We start from the raw sequence: 21,546 nt of genomic DNA, 5'->3' as shown, positions 1-21,546 counted from the left end.
CGCGGTTGCCGGCCGGGACGGACCGGGAATCCCCCGGCTTGGCCGGAGGAACGACCAAAGTTGGCTATTGACTAGATGCTCTTTTCCTCATAAAATTAGATTTAAAGGGGAGTAGCTGCCCGGACTAACGGGTTGCCAAATCGTCAATACGGCCAAAGGCCCGGTTTGGCGTAGCTTTTTGAAGATGGCTAAGCGAGACCTGCACGAGATTATTCGTGAGGGTCTCGCTTTTATTTTTAACCATTACAAAACAAAACCTTTGGAAAGGGTGAAAAAAATGTCAATAATAGTTTATTTGATTGGTGGATTGGCACTGATTTTGTTTAGCGCGGAATTATTTACAAATGGGATCGAATGGCTGGGCAAAAGACTGAAACTATCCGAAGGCGCGGTGGGAAGCATACTGGCGGCAGTGGGAACCGCCCTGCCGGAATCCATGATACCTGTTATCGCCATTTTATTTGGAACCGGGGAAGCAGCGCACGAGATCGGCATAGGCGCCATCCTCGGAGCGCCATTTATGCTGGCCACGCTTGCGCTGTCCATCACAGGCATCGCCGCCCTTTTTTACACGGTTAAAGGCAAGCGGCGGGAGCATATGCTGGTCGACCATTCCATTATGAAACGGGACCTTGGTTTCTTTCTGCTGGTATACTCGCTGGCTATCATAGCCGCTTTTTTACCCATGGCGTATAAACCGCCCGTGGCAATACTATTAGTAATCACTTACATTTTTTACGCCGCCCGTACTCTCAGAGATGGTAAGGCCCTTGGGGAAGCTGAACTAAAACCCCTGTATTTGGCCAGGAAACAACAAGAGCCGGCTTCCCCCGTAATCGTGCTTCAAGTGCTTACAGCCTTGGGCGGCATTATTGCCGGGGCGCACCTTTTTGTGGACGGAATCACGCATGCAGCTGAAATTCTGCACATTTCGCCTTTTGTTTTATCAATCTTTATCGCACCGATTGCAACGGAATTACCGGAGAAATTCAACAGCCTGATCTGGGTGCGCCAGGGCAAGGACACCCTTGCTTTGGGCAATATAACCGGGGCAATGGTGTTCCAGAGTTCCATTATCCCCGCTTTGGGCATAGCTTTAACTCCCTGGGCGCTGTCTGATTTGGCCTTGATCAGCGCTATTCTGGCCCTTGCGGGTGCGGGACTGGTTTATTTAAGCTTAAAGCTGAAAAAGACAATCCGTCCCATAACACTGGTCTCTACCGGAGCGCTTTACGTGGTATTTATTATTTCGGCCTTTACGATTTAACATAATCACAATCCAAGCCCGCCGCACCTGAATGCAACCGGCGGCACGGAGGCGGCCTTTTGGGCAAAGCATTTTGAACCATATTTCATGGTATGATATGGTAAATATCAAAAAAAGCAACATAAAGGTGGCATCTAGTGTGGCACTTTCTCTTTGGAATATGCAGCAAATCAATACAAATTTGAATAAATTCTAGTCCATGGTTCAAACTAATAAGCATAAATGGAACTGTAAAGAACTACTTACAGGAGTGTTGTTATATAATGCAATTTATAAGTTCATTTTGCAATAATACAAAAGAAAAACCTCATTGCGGGGAAGTATTTTGCTTATGGCAACATCTTGCTCAGAGATATGATACTTTAGAAATAACACAAATTTTTCAGAACTTCGCCCACGATAATGATTTTAAAGCTATATTAACTATGGGATTAAAAATCCTCAATAATGAAATAGAATTTATCGAAAAACAAATGAATTATTTTGCTATTCCTTTACCCCCAAGACCACCAAAGTCAGTAAACACTCCTACTAATACTGAAATATTACGAGATGAAATAATGTTTCGCATCATTTATTCGGGAATACAAAATTTTATAATTCAGCAAACAAAAAGTATATTAGCGGTCGAAAAAGAACATTTAAAAAATATGTTTATTAAAATGCTGGAAACAGAAATAAATCTATATGATAAACTTACCTCTTACGGTAAATCAAAGGGCTGGTTATATGTCCCACCCATGTGTGACAAAAGAAGTTAAGCATACTATTATTACGCAGTTTAAGACATAAAGCGCAGGTTTTAAAGTTAACCCCTGCGCTTTATATCTGACTGCGATTTGCTTAACACCCGGCCACATTGCGCTGGGCCAGGCCGGTCAGTTCGTTTATATCCGTAAAACCGTTTTCCCGCATGTATTGTTCGATACCTTCCACCACCTCCACGGTGGCACGCGGGTTGACGAAATTTGCTGTTCCCACCGCCACCGCCGTGGCTCCGGCCAGGATAAACTCCAGCGCGTCCCGGGCCGTCATGATGCCCCCCATGCCCAGGATGGGCAGCGAAACCGCCCGGTATACCTGCCAGACCGCCCTTACCGCCACCGGGCGCACCGCCGGGCCGCTCAGGCCCCCGGTGACGTTGCCCAGCACCGGCCTGCGCCTGTCCACGTCGATAGCCATGCCCAGCAGGGTGTTGATCATCGACAGGGCGTCCGCCCCGGCTTCAGCCACGGCCTCGGCCATGGCCACAATGTCGGTGACGTTGGGTGAGAGCTTGACGATTACGGGCAACCCGGTGGCCGCCTTCACCGCCCGGGTCACCTCGGCCGCCGAACGGGGGTCACTTCCGAACTGAATGCCACCCTTCTTAACATTCGGGCAGGATATATTCACCTCCAGCCCCACCACCCCCGGCGCGCCGTCCAGTTTCCGGGCCACCAGGGCGTAATCCTCCACGGTGTCCCCGGCGATATTGACTATTACCGGCGTGCCCAAACCCGCCAGCCGGGGTAAAATTTCCTCCACCACCCGGTCTACGCCCGGGTTCTGCAGGCCGATGGCGTTGAGCATACCCGAAGGCGTTTCGGCAATGCGCGGCGGAGGGTTGCCTGCCCGGGGCGACGGGGTGGTTCCCTTGACAATAATTGCCCCGAGACGCTGCAGATCGATGTAGGGTTGGTACTCCAGGCCGAACCCGAAGGTACCTGAGGCTGTGGCAACGGGGTTTTTCATTTTAATGCCGCCTAAATTCACCGCCAGGTTCATCACCAGACCACCTCCCCCGCCGGGAATACCGGACCGTCCACGCAGGCCCGGCGATAGGTTTCCCGCCCGCCGGCGTCGCGCACCCGGCAGGCGCAGGACAGGCATGCGCCCACGCCGCAGGCCATCCGCTCCTCCACCGAAACCTCCCCGGGCACTCCGGCCTCGGCCAGCAGGGCGCAAACCGTCTTCAACATGGGCGCCGGCCCGCAGGCATAAACAAAACCCGGATGCCGCCGCAGTGCATTCGCCAGCAGGCCGGTTACCGGCCCATGGTGCCCCGCCGTCCCGTCATCCGTGGCCACGTGCACCACAAAACCCATTTTTTCCACTGCTTCGCGAATCAAGAGCTGCCCGGCGCTGCGCGCGCCCAGCAGCACTGTGGTTCGCCCGGACTCGCCGGATCCAGCGATTTCCTGCAGCAAAAAATGTAGCGGAGCGACTCCGATTCCGCCCCCCACCACGATAATATCGCCGGTGTTTCCAGTGCCCGCCGGGGCGTTCCCGCTCGAGTTATTACAGTTACGACAGGCCTGACCCCTGGAAAAGCCGCGGCCCAGGGGGCCCATGACGTCGATCATACCCTCCCCGCTCCGGGCCAGCAGGGCGGTGCCCCTGCCCACCACCTGGAATAAAATCCTCACCAGGCCGTCCCGCCGGTTCACAGCGTGAATGCTGATGGGGCGGCGAAGCAGGGGGTCGCTACCCTCCCCGCAACGGATATGCACGAACTGCCCGGGTTGTGCCGCCCGGGCCAGGGACGGCGCGTAAAATTCAATCAGGCAGAACCCCGGCGCCGGTTCTTCCCGGCTAGTGATCCGGGTCCGAACTAATTGGGACATTGGAAAAACCTCCAAAAAATTTAATATTATTTTCATTGACATTTTACATAACACTGTTATATTGATAGAAAAAGGAGGTGTTACATGATGACCGACAAAGAGCATGCCGTGAGCGCACTGACCGAAATGATCCGGTCCAACGCGCAAAAGGCCGAAAAACAACGGGAACTTAAGGAATGGTTCAACAACCTGAACCGGGACCTGATGAAAGCAGTGGAAACCTTGAAAAAAGGTGCTTAAATCGGGTCCTTTTTATTCCCCCTGACATATCCTCCGGGCCGCGGCCCGGTTAAGATAAACCCCGGATGGGTTTGGATTGGCAAACCCGTCCGGGGCTTTTAGTTTAATGTAAATGGCCCGACCACCGGCGACTGGCGATTGACGACTAATTCAAGTACTCCTGCAGGGGGATCAACGAAATTTCGGAACCCTCCTGGAAGTCGCTCAGTACCTCCAGGATGGCCCGGGCGGTATCCAGGGAGGTCAAGCACGGCACCGCCAGTTCCACCGTAGCCCGCCTGATTACGAAACCGTCCCGCTCTGGCGCCTTGCCCTTGGTGAGAGTGTTGATCACCAGGTGTATTTCTCCCCGGCGCAGCAGGTCGTCAATGTGCGGCGATCCCTCGCGCACCTTGTTCACCCGCGTCGCCTTGACCCCGTGCTCCTCCAGGTAACGCGCCGTGCCCGCGGTGGCCAGGATGTTGTACCCCAGGCTCGCAAAGCCGCGTGCGATGGGCAGCGCTTCCTCCTTGTCCTTGTCGGCCACCGTCATTAGAATGTTGCCGCGCTGCGGGAATACCACCCCGGAAGCCAAAAGCGCCTTGTACAGGGCCACGGGGTAACTGGCGTCCACGCCCAGCACCTCGCCGGTGGACTTCATTTCGGGACCCAGCGATATATCCACCTGCAGCAGCTTGGCGAAACTGAACACCGGCGCCTTCACTCCCACCAGCTTCGTTTCCGGGTACAGCCCGCCCCGGTAACCCATGTCCGCCAGCTTTTGGCCCATGATGATCTTGGTGGCCAGGTTCACCATGGGGATGCCGGTGATCTTGCTCATGTACGGTACCGTGCGGCTGGCCCTGGGGTTGACCTCCAGCACGTAAATCTGCCCGTTGTAAAGCACGTACTGGATGTTGATCATGCCCCGCACGTTCAGTTCCAGCGCCAGCCTGGTGGTGTAGTCGACGATCTGCTCCCGCACCCGCTGGTCCAGGTGATTGGCCGGGTATACGGCGATGCTGTCCCCGGAATGCACCCCGGCCCGCTCCACGTGTTTCATGATCCCCGGGATGAGCACTGTTTCGCCGTCGGCAATGGCGTCCACTTCGATTTCTTCACCCAGGAAGTATTTATCCACCAGCACCGGGTGCTCCGGCGTTACTTTCACCGCGTTCTCCATATAGTTTCTCAAATCGTCAAGATTATAAACAATTTCCATGGCCCGCCCGCCCAGCACGTAGGATGGGCGCACCAGCACCGGGAAGCCGATGCGCTGGGCTATTTCCTCCGCCTCGGCCACCGAAGTGGCCGTGCCACCCGGAGGGCGAGGGATGTCCAGCCGGGCCACCAGGGCATCGAACCGCTCGCGGTCCTCAGCCCGGTCGATGCTGTCCAGGGATGTGCCCAGGATGTTGAAACCGGCCCGGTGCACGTGCGCGGCCAAATTGATCGGGGTCTGGCCGCCGAATTGTGCGATTACGCCTTCCGGCTTTTCCTTTTCCAGGATGTTCAATACATCTTCCGGCAAAAGCGGCTCGAAATACAACCGGTCGGCCGTGTCAAAGTCGGTGCTTACGGTTTCCGGGTTATTGTTGATGATAATGGCCTCGTAGCCCATTTCCTTCAACGCCCACACCGAGTGCACCGAGCAGTAGTCGAACTCGATGCCCTGGCCGATGCGGATGGGACCGCCGCCCAGCACAACCACCTTGCGGTTGGCGGTGGGCTCGGCTTCGTCTTCCTGATCGTAGCAGGAATAATAATAAGGCGTGACCGCCTCGAATTCCGCGGCGCAGGTGTCCACCATCTTGTAAACCGGCTCAATGCCGTTCGCTTTCCGGAGCGCCCTGACCTCGTCCACCGTTACGCCCGCGACCTGGGCCAAGTAGGCGTCGGCCATGCCCATTTGCTTGGCTTCCAGGAGCAGCCGGGGCGACAGGGCGGCCTTGCCCCACCGGCGCAGCTTGTTCTCCAACTGCACCACGTTGCTGATCTTCTGGATAAAGAACCGGTCTATTTTCGTTAAATTAAAGATGCGGTCAAAAAGCATGCCCCGGCGCAGCGCCTCGGCCAGTACGAACAGCCGCTCGTCATTCGGCTGGGCAAGTTTTTGCTCAATTTGTTCATCGGTTAATTCGGCCATGCCCGGATAAATCAGGCCGGGCACCCCGATTTCCAGGGAACGGATGGCTTTCAGCAATGCTCCCTCCAGGGTGCGGTCGATGGCCATCACCTCGCCGGTGGCCTTCATTTGAGTGCCCAGGGTGCGATCCGCCAGGGCGAACTTGTCAAAGGGCCAGCGGGGAAACTTGATTACGGTATAATCGATGGACGGCTCAAAACAGGCATAAGTTTTGCCCGTCACCGCGTTCTTGATCTCGTCCAGGTTCAGGCCGATGGCGATTTTGCTGGCCACCTTGGCAATGGGGTAACCGGTGGCCTTGGAGGCCAGGGCGGAAGAACGGGACACCCGCGGGTTGACCTCGATGACGTAATAAGTATAACTGTTGGGGTCCAGGGCAAACTGGATGTTGCAGCCGCCCTCCACGCCCAGGGCCCGGATGATCTTCAGCGCGGCGCTGCGGAGCATCTGGTACTCCCGGTCGCTCAGGGTCTGAACCGGGGCCACCACGATGCTGTCTCCGGTGTGCACGCCCATGGGGTCGATGTTTTCCATGCTGCAGATGGTAATGCAATTGTCCGCCCCGTCCCGCATGACCTCGAACTCAATTTCCTTCCACCCCACCACGCTGCGCTCGATCAGCGCCTGGTGGATGATGCTCGCCTTCAAACCACGGGTGCAAGTGGCGACAAGCTCGTCCATGTTGTACACCATGCCGCCGCCGGTGCCGCCCAGGGTGTAGGCCGGGCGGACCACCAGCGGGAAGCCGATTTGCTTGGCGAACTCCACGGCCTCTTCCACTGAACTGACGATTGTGCTCTCGGGTACGGGCTCATTGATTTTTTCCATGGTGGACTTGAACTGCTCCCGGTCCTCGGCCCGCTTAATGGCTTCCAGCGGGGTGCCCAGCAGTTGAATCCCATACTCGTCCAGCACGCCCAACTCGGACAGCTGCAGGGCCATGTTCAGCCCGACCTGGCCGCCCAGGGAGGGCAAAAAACCGTCCGGTTTTTCCTTTTGAATTACCCGGGTCACGAATTCCGGGGTAATGGGCTCGATGTAGATTCGATCCGCCATGTTGGCATCGGTCATAATGGTAGCCGGGTTGCTATTGATCAGCACCACTTCCAGGCCTTCCTCGCGCAACGCCCGGCAGGCCTGGGTGCCGGCGTAATCGAATTCAGCCGCTTGGCCGATGATAATGGGGCCGGAACCCACCACCAAAACTTTCTTGAGTCCTTTCTTAATTGGCATGATTACTGTTCCTCCCCGCGCATCATATCCATGAACTGGTCAAATATATAGTCGGAATCATGCGGCCCCGGTGAAGCCTCGGGATGATACTGTACCGCAAACACCGGCAAATACTTGTGCCGGATCCCCTCAACCGTATTATCGTTTAAATTGATGTGCGAAATCTCGATATCCAGTGTTTTTAACGATTCCTCATCCACGGAAAAGCCGTGGTTGTGCGAGGTAATATAAACCCTGCCGGTATACAGGTCTTTTACCGGGTGATTGGCGCCGCGGTGCCCGAATTTCATCTTATAGGTCCTGGCCCCCAGGGCCAGGGCGATGACCTGGTGCCCCAGGCAAATGCCGAACAGAGGGTATTTACCGATCAGCGCCCGGGCGGTATCAATGGTGCCCGGCACATCCACCGGATCACCGGGGCCGTTGGATATCAGCACCCCGTCGGGTTCAAGCTCCCCGATTTGTCCGGGAGTAATACCCGGCGGCACCACGATTACTTTGCAATCCCTTTGTCTGAGCCGCCGGATAATGTTTTGCTTGGAACCCAGGTCGATCAGAACCACCCGGGGGCCGTTGCCTTCAATTGTATATGGTTCTTTGGTGGCCACGTCCGCCACCAGTTTTTGCCCGCTGAGGTGGGGACAGGACCCGGCCTTTTTCACCAGCTCGGCCGGGTCCACCTCCGCGGTGGAAATAACGCCCCGCATGGTACCATAACTGCGCAGGTGCCTGGTCAGCGCCCTGGTGTCCACTCCGCTGATGCCCGGAATTCCCTCGCGGGTCAGAAAATCACCGATCCGGTAACCGGCGCGCCAGTTGCTGGGGTGGTCGCAGGCCTCCCTGACCACGAAGCCGCGGATATACGACCTTTTGGCTTCAAAATCTTCCCTGTTGATCCCGTAATTACCGATGAGAGGGTAGGTCATCACAATGATTTGACCGCAGTAGGAGGGGTCGGTCAATATTTCCTGGTACCCGGTCATGCCGGTATTAAATACCACCTCGCCCCACTGCTCCCCCGCGGCGCCAAATGACTCTCCCGTAAAAATTGTGCCGTCTTCTAGGGCTAAAACAGCTTTCAAGCTAATACACCTCCGCAGTTACTAAGTAAGTCTATTTAAAATAAATGATTATCCAAATCGCAACAACGCAACACCTGGCACCAATTATCTCCGGTATTTAATCTCGCCGGCCACTATGGTCATCACCGGCAGGCCCTTGAGCCTGCGCCCGGCAAAGGGCGTATTTTTACCCTTACTGGTAAACTTTTCCGGGTCCACGGTTTCTTCCAGCCCGGGATCGATAATGGTAATATCAGCCGCGGTCCCCATGGCCAGGGTACCGCGTTTTAGACCCAGAATGCGGGCCGGGTTTAAAGATAATTTGGCCGCCGCCTGCAGCGGCGTGAGAATGCCGGTGTGCACCAGCTCGGTCCATACCAGGCCCACCGCCGTTTCCAGGCCCACCATTCCGAAGGGGGCCAGGTCGAACTCCACGTTCTTTTCATCAAAAGCATGCGGCGCGTGGTCGGTGGCGATGGCATCGATGGTATTATCGGCCAGGCCCTCCCGTACCGCCTGCACGTCGGCCTCCCCGCGCAGCGGCGGGTTTACCTTGGCCGCGGTATTATACCCGGCCACCGCCCGGTCGGTGAGGGTGAAGTGATGGGGCGTGGCCTCCGCCGTTACCGGGATGCCTCTTTTTTTAGCCTCCCGCACCAGGGCCACCGAACCGGCGGTGCTGATATGCGCAATGTGCACCGGGCAGCCTGTTTCCGCAGCCAGGATAATTTCCCGGCTTACCATAATTTCTTCGGCGGAAGCGGGAATCCCTTTCAGTCCCAGGATGGTGGAATAATATCCCTCGTGCATCACCCCGCCCGCCGCCAGGGTTTTATCCTCACAGTGCGATATGATCACCGCGCCCAGCATTTTACAGTACTGCATGGCCAGGCGCATGGTCCCGGCTTCCATGACCGGATGGCCGTCATCGGAAAAGGCCACCGCCCCGGCGTCCCGCATATCCGCCAGCTCCGCCATTTCCTTGCCCCGGCTGCCCCTGGTGATGGCGCCCACCGGGTAAACGCCGGCCTGGCCGGCTTCGGCTGCCCTTTTGCGAATAAATTCCACTACGTAACGGTTGTCGGCAACCGGGTTGGTGTTGGGCATGCAGGCCACGCCGGTAAAACCGCCCCGCACGGCCGCAGCGGTGCCGGTGGCAATGGTTTCTTTATATTCATAACCCGGTTCCCTCAGGTGTACGTGCATGTCGATCAACCCCGGCATCACAAGTTGGCCGGAGGCATCCACAATCGCAGTGCCGGCGTCAGCTTCAAATTTATCGCTGATCAACCCGTCACATATATACAAATCAGTTACTTCATCCCTGCCGGAAGCCGGGTCCAGTACCCGGCCGCCTTTAATGATCATTTTCATGTCCCGCACCTCCCCCGGCCAGCAGGTACAGCAGCGCCATGCGCACCGCCACCCCGTTGGTCACCTGTTCCTCGATCACGGCCCGCGGGCCGCCGGCGATGTCGGCCGTAATTTCCACACCCCGGTTCATCGGGCCGGGGTGCATGACCAGCACGTCTTTGCGCGCCAGCGCCAGGCGCTCCCGGTTTAACCCGTACATCCGGGCATATTCCCGCAGGCTGGGGAACAAACCTTGCTGCTGCCTTTCCTTTTGGATGCGCAGCATAATAATGACGTCGGCATCCACCAGAGCCTCCTCCATCCGGTGGAAAACCTTGATGCCCGCCTGTTCCAGCCCGGGTGGAATCAGCGTCGGCGGGCCGCATACCCGCACTTCCGCCCCAAGTTTGGTAAACCCCCAGATATCGGACCGCGCCACCCGGCTGTGTAAAATGTCGCCCACGATAACCACCCGCAGGCCGGAAATTTCTCCGCGATGTTCCCGCACCGTAAACAGGTCCAGCAGGGCCTGGGAGGGGTGTTCGTGCGCCCCGTCCCCCGCGTTGATCACCGCCGCCGGCACCGCCCCGGCCAACAGGTGCGGCGCGCCGGCCATGGGATGGCGCAGAATGATCACATCCGCGCGCAGCGCCTGCAGCGTGCGGGCGGTGTCGTAAAGGCTTTCCCCCTTGGCCACGCTGCTGGAGGAACTGGATATGTTGATGCTGTCCGCGCTCAAGTATTTGGCCGCCAGTTCAAACGAACCCCGGGTGCGGGTGCTGTTCTCGTAAAAGAGATTGACCACCGTGCGGCCTCGCAGCGTGGGCACTTTTTTAATCGGCCTGGTGATTATTTCCTTCATGGGTACGGCCGTATCCAGCAGCAGCTCAATTTCCGCGGCGGTCAGGTCCTTGAGCCCCAACAAATCCTTGCGCTTAAACACTTTAACACCCCTAACCTAATAAATAAGGCCTCCCGGGCTGCAAGTGCATCCCGGCGGAGGCCGGCAGGGCGAACGTAATTGTTGGTCCCCCTTGCCGGCCTCGCAGGACCGCTTTAAAGGATGGCACCATCGATCATGTTTTTTCCTGGATTACAACTTCGTCCTTCCCGTCCGTTTCCTCGAGGCGTACCTCCACCAGTTCCCTGCGGGAAGTGGGGACGTTTTTGCCGACGTAATCCGCCCTGATGGGCAGTTCGCGATGTCCCCGGTCGATCAGGGCCGCCAGTTGAATGTTGTATGGGCGGCCCAGATCCATAATGGCGTCCAGGGCGGCCCGGATAGTGCGGCCGGTGTACAGCACATCGTCCACCAAAACAACCTTTTTACCCTTAACGGGAAAATTAACCTCGGTTTGCCTGACCACGGGCTGGTGGGCCAGGGTGGACAAATCGTCGCGGTACAGGGTAATGTCCAGTACGCCTACCGGCACCAGGCTGCCCTCAATTTCTTTAATTTTTTCCGCCAGCCGCCGGGCCAGCGGAACGCCGCGGCGCCTGATGCCGATTAACACCAGGTTATCAGTGCCCTTGTTGCGCTCGATAATCTCGTGCGCGATCCGGGTCAGGGCGCGCCTGATACCGTCACTATCCAGAATCCGGGCTTTCTCCTTGAGAGTTTCCAAGATAATGCACCCCCGGCTACAGATGGCATGAAAAAAACCTGCTTTTACCGGTAAGCAGGCATAGACAGGCGCATTGCGCCCCCGTTTCGCATCTATGAATCCTTACCGGCCTCACGGGACCGATTTCAAGGTGGTTTTACATTTAACTTATAGTAACAAAAACAAAAAGCGGCGTCAACTTTTTTTTTGCCAATATATATTGCAAAAGCGCAAAGCGCTACAGCTTGTTAATGCCCAGGAAAATCAGCGCCACCCCCAGCATGATGGAAACCATTCCCATCAACGATACCTTGCCGGCCAGACCAACCAGTCCCAGGGAAGTGACGGTGATCAGCGCCGTGGGTCCCACCAGGGCCAGCACGGCATTTATTTTAAAGGCGTCCTCCACCCTGTTGAAGTACAGCATCAGCATGGCCGCGCTGAATTCAATGGTGGCCGACAAGAAGCGCACCGCCGCCATGGCCATGACAATTTTATCAAAAATAAAAAACAAGCTTATTCCCCCCTTTTTTTACTACTTTTTATTATGCAGGTGCAAAACCCAAAATGCATACCTTGACCGGGGCGGAGGCAAAATATCGAATGTTCATGAAAGGATGTGAAACGGTAAATGGGGGCGAAAGCCGGAACCGCCACAATTGCCGCCATATCGGGTGTGCCGTTCATCATGGTGCTGGGCAATTCCATGCTCATACCGGTGTTGCCGGATATAAAGGAAGCGCTGCATTTAAGCCAGCTTAAAGTCAGCATGATCATTACCGCATTTTCCGTACCCGGCCTGCTCATTCCGCTGGCCGGCTTTTTATCCGACCGCATCGGCCGTAAAAAAGTGATTATCCCGGGATTGATCCTCTATGGACTGGGCGGAGTCATCGCCGGGCTCGCGTCCATATTCCTCCAGGAAAGGGCTTATAACTGGATTGTGAGCGGCCGGATCGTCCAGGGCATCGGCGCCGCGGGCACCACCCCCATCGCCATGGCCCTTACCGGCGACATCTTTGCGGGGAAAAAGCGCAGCAAGGCCCTTGGGGTGGTGGAGGCCGCCAACGGCATGGGCAAAGTACTCAGCCCCGTGCTGGGCGCCGCCATCGGGCTGATCGCCTGGTACGCAACTTTTTTATTTTTCCCCGCCGTTATCGTTCCCATTGCGCTGGGCATCTGGTTTCTGGTCAATGAACCGGAGGGCAACCGGGCCACGCAAAGTATACCCCGGTACGCGCAGTCCATTAAAAAGGTGTTTCAAAAAAAATCGGCCATGCTGCTGGCCTCTTTTCTGGGCGGCATGACCGCGCTGTTAATCCTGTTCGGCATTTTGTTTTTCCTGAGCGATTACCTGGAGAAAAGAATGGCCATTGACGGAATTCTCAAAGGTGCGGCCCTGGCCATTCCCGTGCTGTTCATGTGCACCACTTCGTATATCACCGGCCTGCTCCTGAAAAACAAGGTCAAGCTGATGAAATGGCTGGCCGTGACGGGTTTGGGGTTGGTGGCCCTTGCCCTGGCCTCTTTGAACCTGTTCCAGAACGTTTACTATTTCTTTACCGCAATATCCGTGGCGGGCACCGGCACGGGCCTGCTGTTGCCCTGCCTGAATACAATCATCACCAGCACGGTGGACTCAAAAGAAAGAGGACTGGTGACATCCCTGTACGGCAGCGTTCGCTTTTTGGGCGTAGCCGCGGGTCCCCCCCTGTTCGGCTACTTGATGGATTTGGGTAACGCTTACATGTACTGGGGCGGTGCCGGCCTGGCCGGTGTGGCGGCGCTGGGGGCGCTGTTTTTCATCCGGGTGCGGGACATGGTCCGGCAGGGGGAGGGCCCGGAACCGGACCGGCGGCCGCCGGAACAGGCGGAAATGGCCGAATTCGTTTTTACACCGGCCCGCAAGCCTTTGCCGGATAAAAAACAAATCAAAGGGGAAAATTAACCTGAATATTTTTCATAAGGCAAACCCCGGGTAATTTTTCCACCGGCTTGCTTGTTTACTCACACGCGGGTCAAAAATGCTCAAAAATTTACAGCTTCTCTTCAAGTAAATATAAAAGTTTATCCTGCATGTTGTAAAACAAGGGCGCCACCAGTATTTTGGGGTAACGGTTACGCAACCGTTTGGCCTCGTTCAATACAAAATCAATCTCGTTGCCGATTTCAAACATGGGCACAAAATGCATAAAATGCTCCTCCGCCAGTTCCCTGGGCCAGCCCGCCCTTTCCACCAATCCCTGGACAAACCTGTCCTTTTTGGACATCAAGTTCACCATGCCGCAGTTATCGTGGCCGATCAGGGCAATGGCTGAAACCCCTCCAATGGCGATGGCGTAAGACAATTTGAACTCGCTATAACGCAGATTGCCGCCTCCCGTGCGTAAAACGTAAGCAAAATTGTCGGGTATGCGCAGGTGTTTACGGTAATCCATGCACATCCCAATCAGCAATTCGGCATGGCCGTAAGTGTCAAAGGGATATTGCAAATTGTGGTATTTAAGCAACTTTTCAATGGGCGTACCGCGATACTCTTGAAAAATATCCTCCATTGAGGAAACCGGCACCAGGTTATTCATTTTTCCTTACCCCCCATTTTTTAACCAATCAAGAATAGTTATGTACTATAATTCACTTGCCTCGGATCAAAAACTTTGTTCCGGCTGCCCTTTGCGATTGTCGTCCATGCGGATTGTGATATTTTTTACTATATTATTTAATTCGGCTAATCAGGCAGTTATTCCTCCTTGATCATAATTATTTTTGTCACATCACCCGAGCGCTATTTTACCGCCAGGGTGTACCGGTCCATGCCGATACCAGCAAAAGCGTTCCCAGCCAAGTCCTCAATTTTACCCGCCGGGTTAATTACGCTGTATACACCCCCGGCTAACGGTTTGACGCCGTTCATCATGAAAAACTGATCATCACTCCCCGCATATTTTTTGGTGAAATCGCCACCTGTCCTTATATACACAGGACAGCCGTTATTTGGCAGGTAATCCGGGTAACCAACCAGTCATGCTTTGAATAATTTTAATCAAATAACACCGAACCTTTTCCGTTGGAACCGTAAAAGGAGGTGACTGTTTGCGCTCGCCCTTCGGGATGAGTGACAACGGGAAAAGGAGTTGATACTTTGTCCGGGCATGAAAATACCGGCACCTGGCGGGATATTATTAACTATCCCCTTGGTTCACGAGAAATGAAACCAAGAAAACGCGGCTTAACCATGATCATCGACAAGGGCATCGGCATAGGGGAAACACGGGATCTCTTGAAAATCAACCACGAACACGTTGATTTTATCAAGCTGGGTTTCGGAACCCCGGCGCTTTACGCCGGAGGCACCTTGGAAGAGAAAATTCAACTGGTGCGCTCTTACAACATTGATATTTACCCGGGGGGCACATTTTTCGAAGTGGCTTTAAGGCAGAACAAGGTCGGGGAATTCCTGGCCAAATGCAAATCCCTGGGTTTCACCGCCATCGAAATCAGCGACGGCACCATTTCCATGAGCCGGGAGGTGAGAGAGCGGGCAATTTTTATGGCTGCGGAAATGGGTTTCACAGTCTTAACGGAGGTGGGCAAAAAAAACAACGGCCCCGAGATATCGGTGCACACGCTGGCCCGCCAGGCCCTTAGTGACCTTAAGGCGGGAGCTTACAGGGTGATAATGGAGGGCAGGGAATGCGGTCTTAACGTGGGACTTTACAACGCCAAGGGTAAAATGATGGATGAGCACATGCAAGTAATGCTGGACATGATTGATGATCCTTCATTTATTATCTGGGAAGCGCCCCTGAAAATTCAACAGCAGGACCTGATCACCCGGTTCGGGCCGGATGTTAACCTGGGTAATATCCCCCCCCAGGAGGTATTGGCGCTGGAGGCGCTGCGGGTGGGATTGCGGGCGGACACCCTGCAGCTGGTGATCGATGACATGGAAATCCAAAAAATAGGCTAACCTGATCCTGGTAATACGTTTGGCGGAGGTGGCATATATTTACTACAACCTATACTAGCGAGGCGAGCCGGCCATGAATGGAGTTTCGCTTTTGGTGGCACTGCTCCTGGTGGGGATCATCGCCCGTTCCAACCTGATCGCCACCGCCGCCTGCGTGTTGCTGATCATTAAATTCGCCAATTTGAATTTTATTTTTCCCATCCTGGAAAAACGGGGCCTGGAACTGGGCCTGCTGTTTTTGCTGCTGGCGATTCTCGTCCCCGTGGCCAAAGGCCAGGTAACGGAAAAAGAACTGCTCCTGACTTTCACTTCGTTGCCGGGAATACTGGCCATTGTGGGGGGAGCGCTGGCCACCCACCTGAACGGTGAAGGACTGCAGCTGCTCCAGATTGACCCGGAAATGATTTTTGGGCTCTTAATCGGCTCGGTGATTGGAATCGTGTTTCTGGGCGGTATCCCGGTGGGCCCGTTAATGGCGGCCGGTCTCACCGCCCTCTTTCTGGAGACGATCAACCTGTTTAAATAACCGGCGGTTCCAGGCCCAGCTTTTCCAGAACCGCAGACAGCTCTTCCGGCAGCGGGGCTTTGAATTCCAGGTATTCGCCGGTCCGCGGGTGGACAAAGCCCAGCAGGTAGGCGTGCAGAAACTGGCCGTCAAGGTTAAAATGAGGCCGGGCCGGGCCGTAACGGGTGTCCCCCACCAGCGGGTGGCCGGTATAGGACAGGTGGACCCTGATTTGGTGGGTGCGCCCTGTTTCCAGGCGCAGTTCCAGCAGGGTATAATTTTGCGCCCGGCCCAGCACCCGGTAATGGGTTACCGCCCGCTTGGCGTTGCGCCCGGTCACGGCCATTTTCTGCCTGTCCCCGGGATCCCGGCCGATTGGAGCGTCCACCACCCCAATGTCGTATTTTAACGCGCCGTGGGCCAGCGCCAGGTAGCCCCGGGTAACGGTGTGTTCTTTCAGCTGTTCGGCCAGGCGCTCGTGAGCCTGGTCGTTTTTTGCCACCATCAAAAGGCCCGACGTATCCTTATCGATTCTATGCACAATGCCGGGGCGCAGCACCCCGTTGATGCCGGACAAATCCCGGCAGTGGTAAAGCAGGGCGTTTACCAGCGTACCCGTGTAATTGCCCTCCGCCGGGTGCACCACCATGCCCCTGGGCTTGTTAATCACCAGTACGTCCGCGTCCTCATAATATATGTCCAGGGGAATGGGCTCCGGAAGCACGTCAAGTTCCACGGGCGGCGGTATTGCAACCGCCACCTCGTCCCCTTCCTTCAGCCGGTGATTGGCCTTGGCACCCTTGCCGTTAACCAGGACCAACCCCTCGCTGATTAATTTCTGCACAAAAGACCGGCTCAGTTCCTCCTCCATGGATGCCACGAAGACATCCAGCCGCTTGCCGGCATCGCCCGCCCCAACCAGGTAAGATTCATTCCTCGGCACCGGTATCCATCCTTTTTTTACCTTCTTTGTCCGAACGCCAAACGTCGATAATCAGCAAAAGCGCCCCGATCACAATCGCGGTATCCGCCAGGTTAAACACCGGCCAGACCCGAAAGTCGAGGAAATCCACAACCCTGCCCAGGCGGATCCGGTCGACCAGATTGCCCAGCGCGCCGCCCACAACCAGACCCAAGGCGTTATGAATCCACGTTCTTTCCCGGGGCAGGTACCGGTAACCCGCCATCACACCGATAATAACGAGAAACGAGACGAGGATGAAAAAGTTGGTGCGGTGGGCCAGCATGCCGAAAGCCGCCCCGGGATTCAACACGTAAGTAATGTAAAATACCGGTGGGAAAACCGGTATTGATTCGCCCGGCATCATGTTGGTATAAATGATATACTTGGAAACCTGATCCGCCACCAGCGCCAGCCAGGAGATTAAAATAAAGCGCAAGCTCCATTACCTCCTCCAATATCCCATTACATGATATAATACCACATGTTCGGGTGGAAAAAACCGGAGCACGCGTAAAAAGGAGTGTCTGCCATTGTTAGCATGGATTCCCGCCATCATCTGGATGGCCGTAATTTATTACCTGTCCGGCCGCACCGGCGGCGAGTTGAGTTCGCTTTTCCCCTTTATCAACAACTTTGACTTCGGCCATATCATCGCTTATTTTATCCTGGCCGCATTATATTACCGGGCGCTGTACAAAACGGGCCGGCCCCGCCCCCACCTGCTTTCCTTTTTATTATGCCTTGGTTACGGAGTAACAGATGAAATTCACCAGTATTTTGTGCCCGGAAGGTTTCCGGATTTCCACGACCTGCTCAGGGACCTGGCCGGCGCAGGCCTGGCCCTGGTTTTGATTTATTTTCTAAAGAAAGAAAAAAAGCACCGTGCTTCCAGCAGATAATTATTTTATATAAAATTATTAGAAAAGCAGGACTTTTTGAAAATTAAGAAGAAAATTAACTAAAAGACCATCCAGCCAAGATCGTGCTGAGACAAAGGAGGATTTCTTATGCGGGACGTAGTGATAGTGGCGGGAGCCCGCACGCCGATCGGCGATTTCGGCGGAGCCCTGCGTTCGGTAACCGCCGGCCAACTTGCCGTGACGGCGATTCAAGAAGTAATCAAGCGCTCCGGGATTAACCCGGCGGAAATCGACGACGTTATCCTGGGCTGCTGCGCCCAGAGCAGCGACGAGCCCAACGTGGGCCGTACTGCGGCGCTCATGGCCGGTCTGCCCAACAGTGTAACCGGCATGACCATTCAAAGGCAATGCGCCTCCGGCCTGCAGGCCATCATCTGCGGGTACCAGCAAATAGTCACCGGCGACTCGGAAATCGTCCTGGCCGGCGGCACCGAGAGCATGAGCAACGTCCCCTACGTGTTGAAAAAAGCCCGCTGGGGCATGCGCCTGCAGCACGGGCAGATTACCGACGCCCTGTGGGAAACCCTGACCGACCCCATCCACGGCATCCTGATGGGTGAAACCGCCGAACGCCTGGCGGACAAGTACGGAATTAACCGGGAAGAACAAGACGTTATTGCCTACCGCAGCCACAAAAACGCCATCAACGCCATCGAAAAAGGATACTTTAAGGAGGAAATCGTGCCGGTTGCGGTGCCCCAGCGCAAAGGCGACCCGGTAGTGGTCGACCGGGACGAACACCCCCGGGCCGACATCAGCATGGAAAAACTGGCCAAGCTGCCCCCGGCCTTTCGCAAAAACGGCACGGTTACGGCGGGCAACGCCTCCGGCCTGAACGACGCCGCCGCCGCGGTGCTGCTCATGTCCGAAGAGAAAGCCCGGCAATTGGGCCAAAAGCCCCTGGCCCGGATTGTCAGCCACGCCCGGGCCGGCGTGGAACCCGACCTGATGGGCTACGGCCCGGTGCCGGCCATCAAGAAAGCGCTGCAGCGAGCGGGCCTTACGCTGGCTGACATCGACCTGATTGAGTTGAACGAAGCCTTTGCCGCCCAGTACCTGGCCTGCGAAAAATTGCTGGACTTAAACCGTGAAATCGTCAACGTCAACGGCAGCGGCGTCGGCCTGGGCCACCCGGTGGGATGCACCGGAACCCGCATAGTCGTCACCCTGCTGCACGAAATGGCCAGGCGCAACGCCCGTTACGGGCTGGCTTCATTATGCGTGGGCGGCGGTATGGGCGTCGCCATTGTAGTGGAAAGGGAGGTATGAGCAAATGACCATTAAAACCATTGGCGTTGTGGGAGCCGGCACCATGGGTGCGGGAATCGCCCAAGTGGCCGCCGTCGCCGGCTATGACGTAATCATGCGGGATATCACCGAAGAATTTGTCAACCGCGGCAAAACCGTGATCCGGAAAAACCTGGACCGCAGCGTGAAAAAAGAAAAAATGACCCGGGAACAAGCCGACGCCGTTTTGGCCCGCATAAAAGGCACCACGGCGCTGGAAGACCTGGCTCCCTGCGATTTTGTCATTGAAGCCGTCATTGAAAAAATGGACCTGAAAAAGGATGTATACCGCCAGCTGGATCAAATCTGCAAACCCGAAGCCTATTTCGCCTCCAACACCTCGGGCTTGAGCGTAACGGAAATGGCCGCGGTAACCACCAGGCCGAATAAATTTATCGGCATGCACTTTTTTAATCCCGTGCCCGTAATGAAACTGGTGGAATTAATCCGGGCCGCCGAAACGGATGACGACACCGTCGAAGTGACCAAAGAACTGGTGCAAAAAATGGGTAAAGAGTATATTATGGTCAATGAAGCGCCCCTGTTTGCCGTCAACCGCATCCTGGTGCCCATGCTCAACGAGGCCATGTTCGTGTTGATGGAGGGAGTGGCCACGGCGGAAGACATCGACAAGGGCATGCAGCTGGGCGCCAACCACCCCATTGGTCCCCTGGCCCTGTCCGATCTGATCGGGCTGGATACCCTGTTGATGGTATGCGAAACCCTGTACATGGAAACAGGCGATTCCAAGTACCGCCCCTGCCCTCTGTTGCGCAAGCTGGTGCGGGCCGGACACCTGGGCCGGAAAACCGGGCGCGGTTTTTACAACTATAGTTGATAGTTGATCAGTAGTTAATTGGCCCCGCAATTATATCATAGGGAGGGGAAAACCATGGAACAAAACCAAAAATACAACCCGGCGGAAGGCGGAACTTCCCCGATTGTCAGCCACAGATTCACCATGCGACAGGTGGAGAACGCGTTGTATGAACATTCCGGGGTGGACGAAGTGGCGGTTTTCTTCGTTACCGGTGACGATGGAGTGGAAAAATTGGTTGCCTTCGTCGTGCCGCGCGCACCCGGGTTAACCGAAGCGGAAATCATGGACTTTCTGGCGCAGAGCGGCCAGTTGGGAACGGAAAGCCTACCCCATGCAGTCAAACTAGTTCCGCGGATTCCCAAGTCCCCGAGCGGAAAAGTGCTCAAGCTGAGACTGCTGGAGGGAATTTGTCCCTGATTTGAGCTTGTGATATAAAACCTGCGGAAATCCGCAGGTTTTTTTATGTATTTACCGGGTTCGGGACAAAATATTACCGGAAAGCACGCATTAAAAAAGCCGGGGACCAGTTTGGGAATCCCCGGCTCCTGCCTCGATCAGCTTTAAAGGTGGATAAAAAATATGGAAACAGCCTGCTTCCTCTGCAATGCCCTGCGGACAATTACACCTGAATGTTCCTGCGGTGAAGTTATGCTTGATTCAGGTCCGGTTACCGATTACACGGGGCCTTACAGCCCTTACTTCAACGTAAGTTTTGCAAGCGAATACTGCCTGCACTTGTTCACCTGCCCCGCCTGCGGCAACGATCAAATCATTGCCGTGCCGCTTTGCGTAATTCGAGAGCCGTAACGGTACGGCATGGAAAGATGTGTAAAGTAATATCGCCAAAGTCCTTCACCTAAAAACAACTGCGGCATATTATAAATAAAAAGCCTATTCAAATGAAAGGAGGACAATACAGTTGGCGAACAAATTTAACCCTAATCCCTTTACCCTATTTTTAATTTTAATTTTGCTTGCTTTAAGTACAGATAAATATGCCGCCGATAAACTGGGACTCGTCAGGGGCATTATTGATCAAACCTCGCGCACCGTCAGCACGCTCAGGGAAGGCATTTTGGCCATGCATCAAAGTTTTGAGCACGCACAGAATCTGTTTGTAAACATGGACCCCACCAGTGATGCCGGCGACATTAAAAATTAACCGTGAATCAGCGACGGAAGGCATTTGGTACATACCCAAATGCTTTTGCCTCCTTTACGGCACGGCAGCACGGCAACCTGGTCCTCGTTGCGACCGCAGTTAAAACAAACCTGGGGAATATAATTTCCCGGGTTTTGTGTTATATGTTCCTCCACCGCCTGTTCATCAAAGGCCGGGGCCTCCCGGTATTCAACGGAAAGCGCCCCCTGCGGGCATACCCCGATGCAAAAGCCGGCGCCGTCGCAAAGCGCCTCGTTTTTCACCCTGGCTTTACCGTTTTCTATGGTAATGGCGCCCTCCACGCAGGGGCTTACACATAAACCACACCCGTTGCATTTTTCTTCATCTATTTTTACGATCTGCCTTTTAGCCACTTCAATCACCTCATTTTCTGTTGTGCACTATTAATATATACAATTCAGCTTGTTT

25 protein-coding genes are annotated in these 21,546 nt (G+C 55.1%); 12 read left to right on the top strand and 13 right to left on the bottom strand.

Features of this window, described 5'->3' with window-relative positions:
• Positions 1-277 precede the first annotated feature (277 nt).
• On the top strand, positions 278-1,267 hold the full coding sequence (locus IT084_RS04625; RefSeq protein WP_195711571.1) for a sodium:calcium antiporter: 990 nt from the start codon (positions 278-280) through the stop codon (positions 1,265-1,267).
• 263 nt (positions 1,268-1,530) lie between these two features.
• On the top strand, positions 1,531-2,028 hold the full coding sequence (locus IT084_RS04620) for a DUF3231 family protein (protein WP_195711569.1): 498 nt from the start codon (positions 1,531-1,533) through the stop codon (positions 2,026-2,028).
• A gap of 82 nt (positions 2,029-2,110) precedes the next feature.
• On the opposite strand, the gene IT084_RS04615 is transcribed toward IT084_RS04620, so the two are convergent.
• Together IT084_RS04615 and IT084_RS04610 are read right to left on the bottom strand one after the other, a co-directional pair.
• On the bottom strand, positions 2,111-3,034 hold the full coding sequence (locus IT084_RS04615; RefSeq protein ID WP_195711847.1) for a dihydroorotate dehydrogenase: 924 nt from the start codon (positions 3,032-3,034) through the stop codon (positions 2,111-2,113).
• On the bottom strand, positions 3,034-3,873 hold the full coding sequence (locus IT084_RS04610; RefSeq protein ID WP_195711567.1) for a dihydroorotate dehydrogenase electron transfer subunit: 840 nt from the start codon (positions 3,871-3,873) through the stop codon (positions 3,034-3,036). The genes IT084_RS04615 and IT084_RS04610 overlap by 1 nt, the downstream gene beginning before the upstream one ends.
• Before the next feature lie 84 nt (positions 3,874-3,957).
• Between IT084_RS04610 and IT084_RS04605 the strand changes: the two genes are divergently transcribed.
• Positions 3,958-4,113 (top strand): peptidase, encoded by a 156-nt coding sequence (locus IT084_RS04605; RefSeq protein WP_243276760.1) that lies wholly within the window; start codon positions 3,958-3,960, stop codon positions 4,111-4,113.
• A 145-nt stretch (positions 4,114-4,258) separates the two neighbouring features.
• On the opposite strand, the gene carB is transcribed toward IT084_RS04605, so the two are convergent.
• From carB to IT084_RS04575, 6 genes are all read right to left on the bottom strand, one after another.
• Positions 4,259-7,471: a carbamoyl-phosphate synthase large subunit gene (gene carB, locus IT084_RS04600; RefSeq protein ID WP_195711566.1), complete on the bottom strand. Its 3,213-nt coding sequence runs from the start codon at positions 7,469-7,471 to the stop codon at positions 4,259-4,261.
• Between the two features lie 2 nt (positions 7,472-7,473).
• The gene (carA, locus tag IT084_RS04595; protein ID WP_195711565.1) at positions 7,474-8,553 is read right to left on the bottom strand and encodes a glutamine-hydrolyzing carbamoyl-phosphate synthase small subunit; all 1,080 of its coding nucleotides are present in this window, start codon (positions 8,551-8,553) and stop codon (positions 7,474-7,476) included.
• 84 nt (positions 8,554-8,637) lie between these two features.
• Positions 8,638-9,906, bottom strand: a complete 1,269-nt coding sequence (locus tag IT084_RS04590; RefSeq protein ID WP_195711561.1) for a dihydroorotase — start codon at positions 9,904-9,906, stop codon at positions 8,638-8,640.
• A complete protein-coding gene (locus IT084_RS04585; protein ID WP_195711559.1) occupies positions 9,890-10,828 on the bottom strand; it encodes an aspartate carbamoyltransferase catalytic subunit in 939 nt (312 codons plus the stop codon). Before IT084_RS04585 ends, IT084_RS04590 begins: the two co-directional genes overlap by 17 nt.
• A gap of 133 nt (positions 10,829-10,961) precedes the next feature.
• A complete protein-coding gene (gene pyrR / locus IT084_RS04580; protein WP_195711557.1) occupies positions 10,962-11,510 on the bottom strand; it encodes a bifunctional pyr operon transcriptional regulator/uracil phosphoribosyltransferase PyrR in 549 nt (182 codons plus the stop codon).
• 217 nt (positions 11,511-11,727) lie between these two features.
• Positions 11,728-12,003 (bottom strand): YqhV family protein, encoded by a 276-nt coding sequence (locus IT084_RS04575; protein WP_195711555.1) that lies wholly within the window; start codon positions 12,001-12,003, stop codon positions 11,728-11,730.
• 117 nt (positions 12,004-12,120) lie between these two features.
• Here IT084_RS04575 and IT084_RS04570 point away from each other — a divergent pair, with 117 nt between their 5' ends.
• A complete protein-coding gene (locus tag IT084_RS04570) occupies positions 12,121-13,437 on the top strand; it encodes an MFS transporter (protein ID WP_195711553.1) in 1,317 nt (438 codons plus the stop codon).
• Positions 13,438-13,525: 88 nt separating this feature from the next.
• Here the strand turns inward: IT084_RS04570 and IT084_RS04565 are convergent, their stop codons facing one another.
• Positions 13,526-14,071, bottom strand: coding sequence for a carbonic anhydrase (locus IT084_RS04565; RefSeq protein ID WP_195711551.1), 546 nt, complete (start codon positions 14,069-14,071; stop codon positions 13,526-13,528).
• A 203-nt stretch (positions 14,072-14,274) separates the two neighbouring features.
• Positions 14,275-14,469, bottom strand: coding sequence for a hypothetical protein (locus tag IT084_RS04560; RefSeq protein ID WP_195711549.1), 195 nt, complete (start codon positions 14,467-14,469; stop codon positions 14,275-14,277).
• Between the two features lie 162 nt (positions 14,470-14,631).
• Between IT084_RS04560 and IT084_RS04555 the strand changes: the two genes are divergently transcribed.
• Positions 14,632-15,459 carry a phosphosulfolactate synthase gene (locus IT084_RS04555; RefSeq protein WP_243276759.1) on the top strand — a complete coding sequence of 276 codons (828 nt, stop codon included), beginning with the start codon at positions 14,632-14,634 and terminating at the stop codon, positions 15,457-15,459.
• 73 nt (positions 15,460-15,532) lie between these two features.
• Entirely contained in the window at positions 15,533-15,985 is a 453-nt protein-coding gene (locus tag IT084_RS04550; RefSeq protein ID WP_195711547.1) for a DUF441 domain-containing protein, read from the top strand.
• On the opposite strand, the gene IT084_RS04545 is transcribed toward IT084_RS04550, so the two are convergent.
• Together IT084_RS04545 and lspA are read right to left on the bottom strand one after the other, a co-directional pair.
• Positions 15,978-16,907 carry an RluA family pseudouridine synthase gene (locus IT084_RS04545; protein WP_195711545.1) on the bottom strand — a complete coding sequence of 310 codons (930 nt, stop codon included), beginning with the start codon at positions 16,905-16,907 and terminating at the stop codon, positions 15,978-15,980. The genes IT084_RS04550 and IT084_RS04545 overlap by 8 nt on opposite strands.
• On the bottom strand, positions 16,894-17,364 hold the full coding sequence (gene lspA, locus IT084_RS04540; RefSeq protein ID WP_195711543.1) for a signal peptidase II: 471 nt from the start codon (positions 17,362-17,364) through the stop codon (positions 16,894-16,896). The genes IT084_RS04545 and lspA overlap by 14 nt, the downstream gene beginning before the upstream one ends.
• A gap of 94 nt (positions 17,365-17,458) precedes the next feature.
• Here lspA and IT084_RS04535 point away from each other — a divergent pair, with 94 nt between their 5' ends.
• From IT084_RS04535 to IT084_RS04510, 6 genes are all read left to right on the top strand, one after another.
• Entirely contained in the window at positions 17,459-17,827 is a 369-nt protein-coding gene (locus tag IT084_RS04535) for a VanZ family protein (protein ID WP_243276758.1), read from the top strand.
• A gap of 108 nt (positions 17,828-17,935) precedes the next feature.
• Entirely contained in the window at positions 17,936-19,117 is a 1,182-nt protein-coding gene (locus IT084_RS04530; RefSeq protein WP_195711541.1) for an acetyl-CoA C-acetyltransferase, read from the top strand.
• A 4-nt stretch (positions 19,118-19,121) separates the two neighbouring features.
• The gene (locus tag IT084_RS04525; protein WP_195711539.1) at positions 19,122-19,973 is read left to right on the top strand and encodes a 3-hydroxybutyryl-CoA dehydrogenase; all 852 of its coding nucleotides are present in this window, start codon (positions 19,122-19,124) and stop codon (positions 19,971-19,973) included.
• Positions 19,974-20,027: 54 nt separating this feature from the next.
• Complete coding sequence (locus IT084_RS04520) at positions 20,028-20,372, top strand: AMP-binding enzyme (RefSeq protein WP_195711537.1); 345 nt, start codon at positions 20,028-20,030, stop codon at positions 20,370-20,372.
• 162 nt (positions 20,373-20,534) lie between these two features.
• Positions 20,535-20,762, top strand: a complete 228-nt coding sequence (locus IT084_RS04515) for a hypothetical protein (RefSeq protein ID WP_195711535.1) — start codon at positions 20,535-20,537, stop codon at positions 20,760-20,762.
• 112 nt (positions 20,763-20,874) lie between these two features.
• Positions 20,875-21,117 (top strand): hypothetical protein, encoded by a 243-nt coding sequence (locus tag IT084_RS04510; protein WP_195711533.1) that lies wholly within the window; start codon positions 20,875-20,877, stop codon positions 21,115-21,117.
• On the opposite strand, the gene IT084_RS04505 is transcribed toward IT084_RS04510, so the two are convergent.
• The gene (locus tag IT084_RS04505) at positions 21,114-21,491 is read right to left on the bottom strand and encodes a 4Fe-4S dicluster domain-containing protein (protein ID WP_195711531.1); all 378 of its coding nucleotides are present in this window, start codon (positions 21,489-21,491) and stop codon (positions 21,114-21,116) included. The two genes, IT084_RS04510 and IT084_RS04505, sit on opposite strands and share 4 nt — an antisense overlap.
• Positions 21,492-21,546 lie beyond the last annotated feature (55 nt).

It is taken from the genome of Desulfallas sp. Bu1-1, assembly GCF_015594625.1.
Classification (GTDB): Bacteria; Bacillota; Desulfotomaculia; order Desulfotomaculales; family Desulfallaceae; genus JADNRQ01.
The sequence above is the reverse complement of the archived record's forward strand: the minus strand, read 5'-3'. Positions and strand labels throughout refer to the sequence as shown.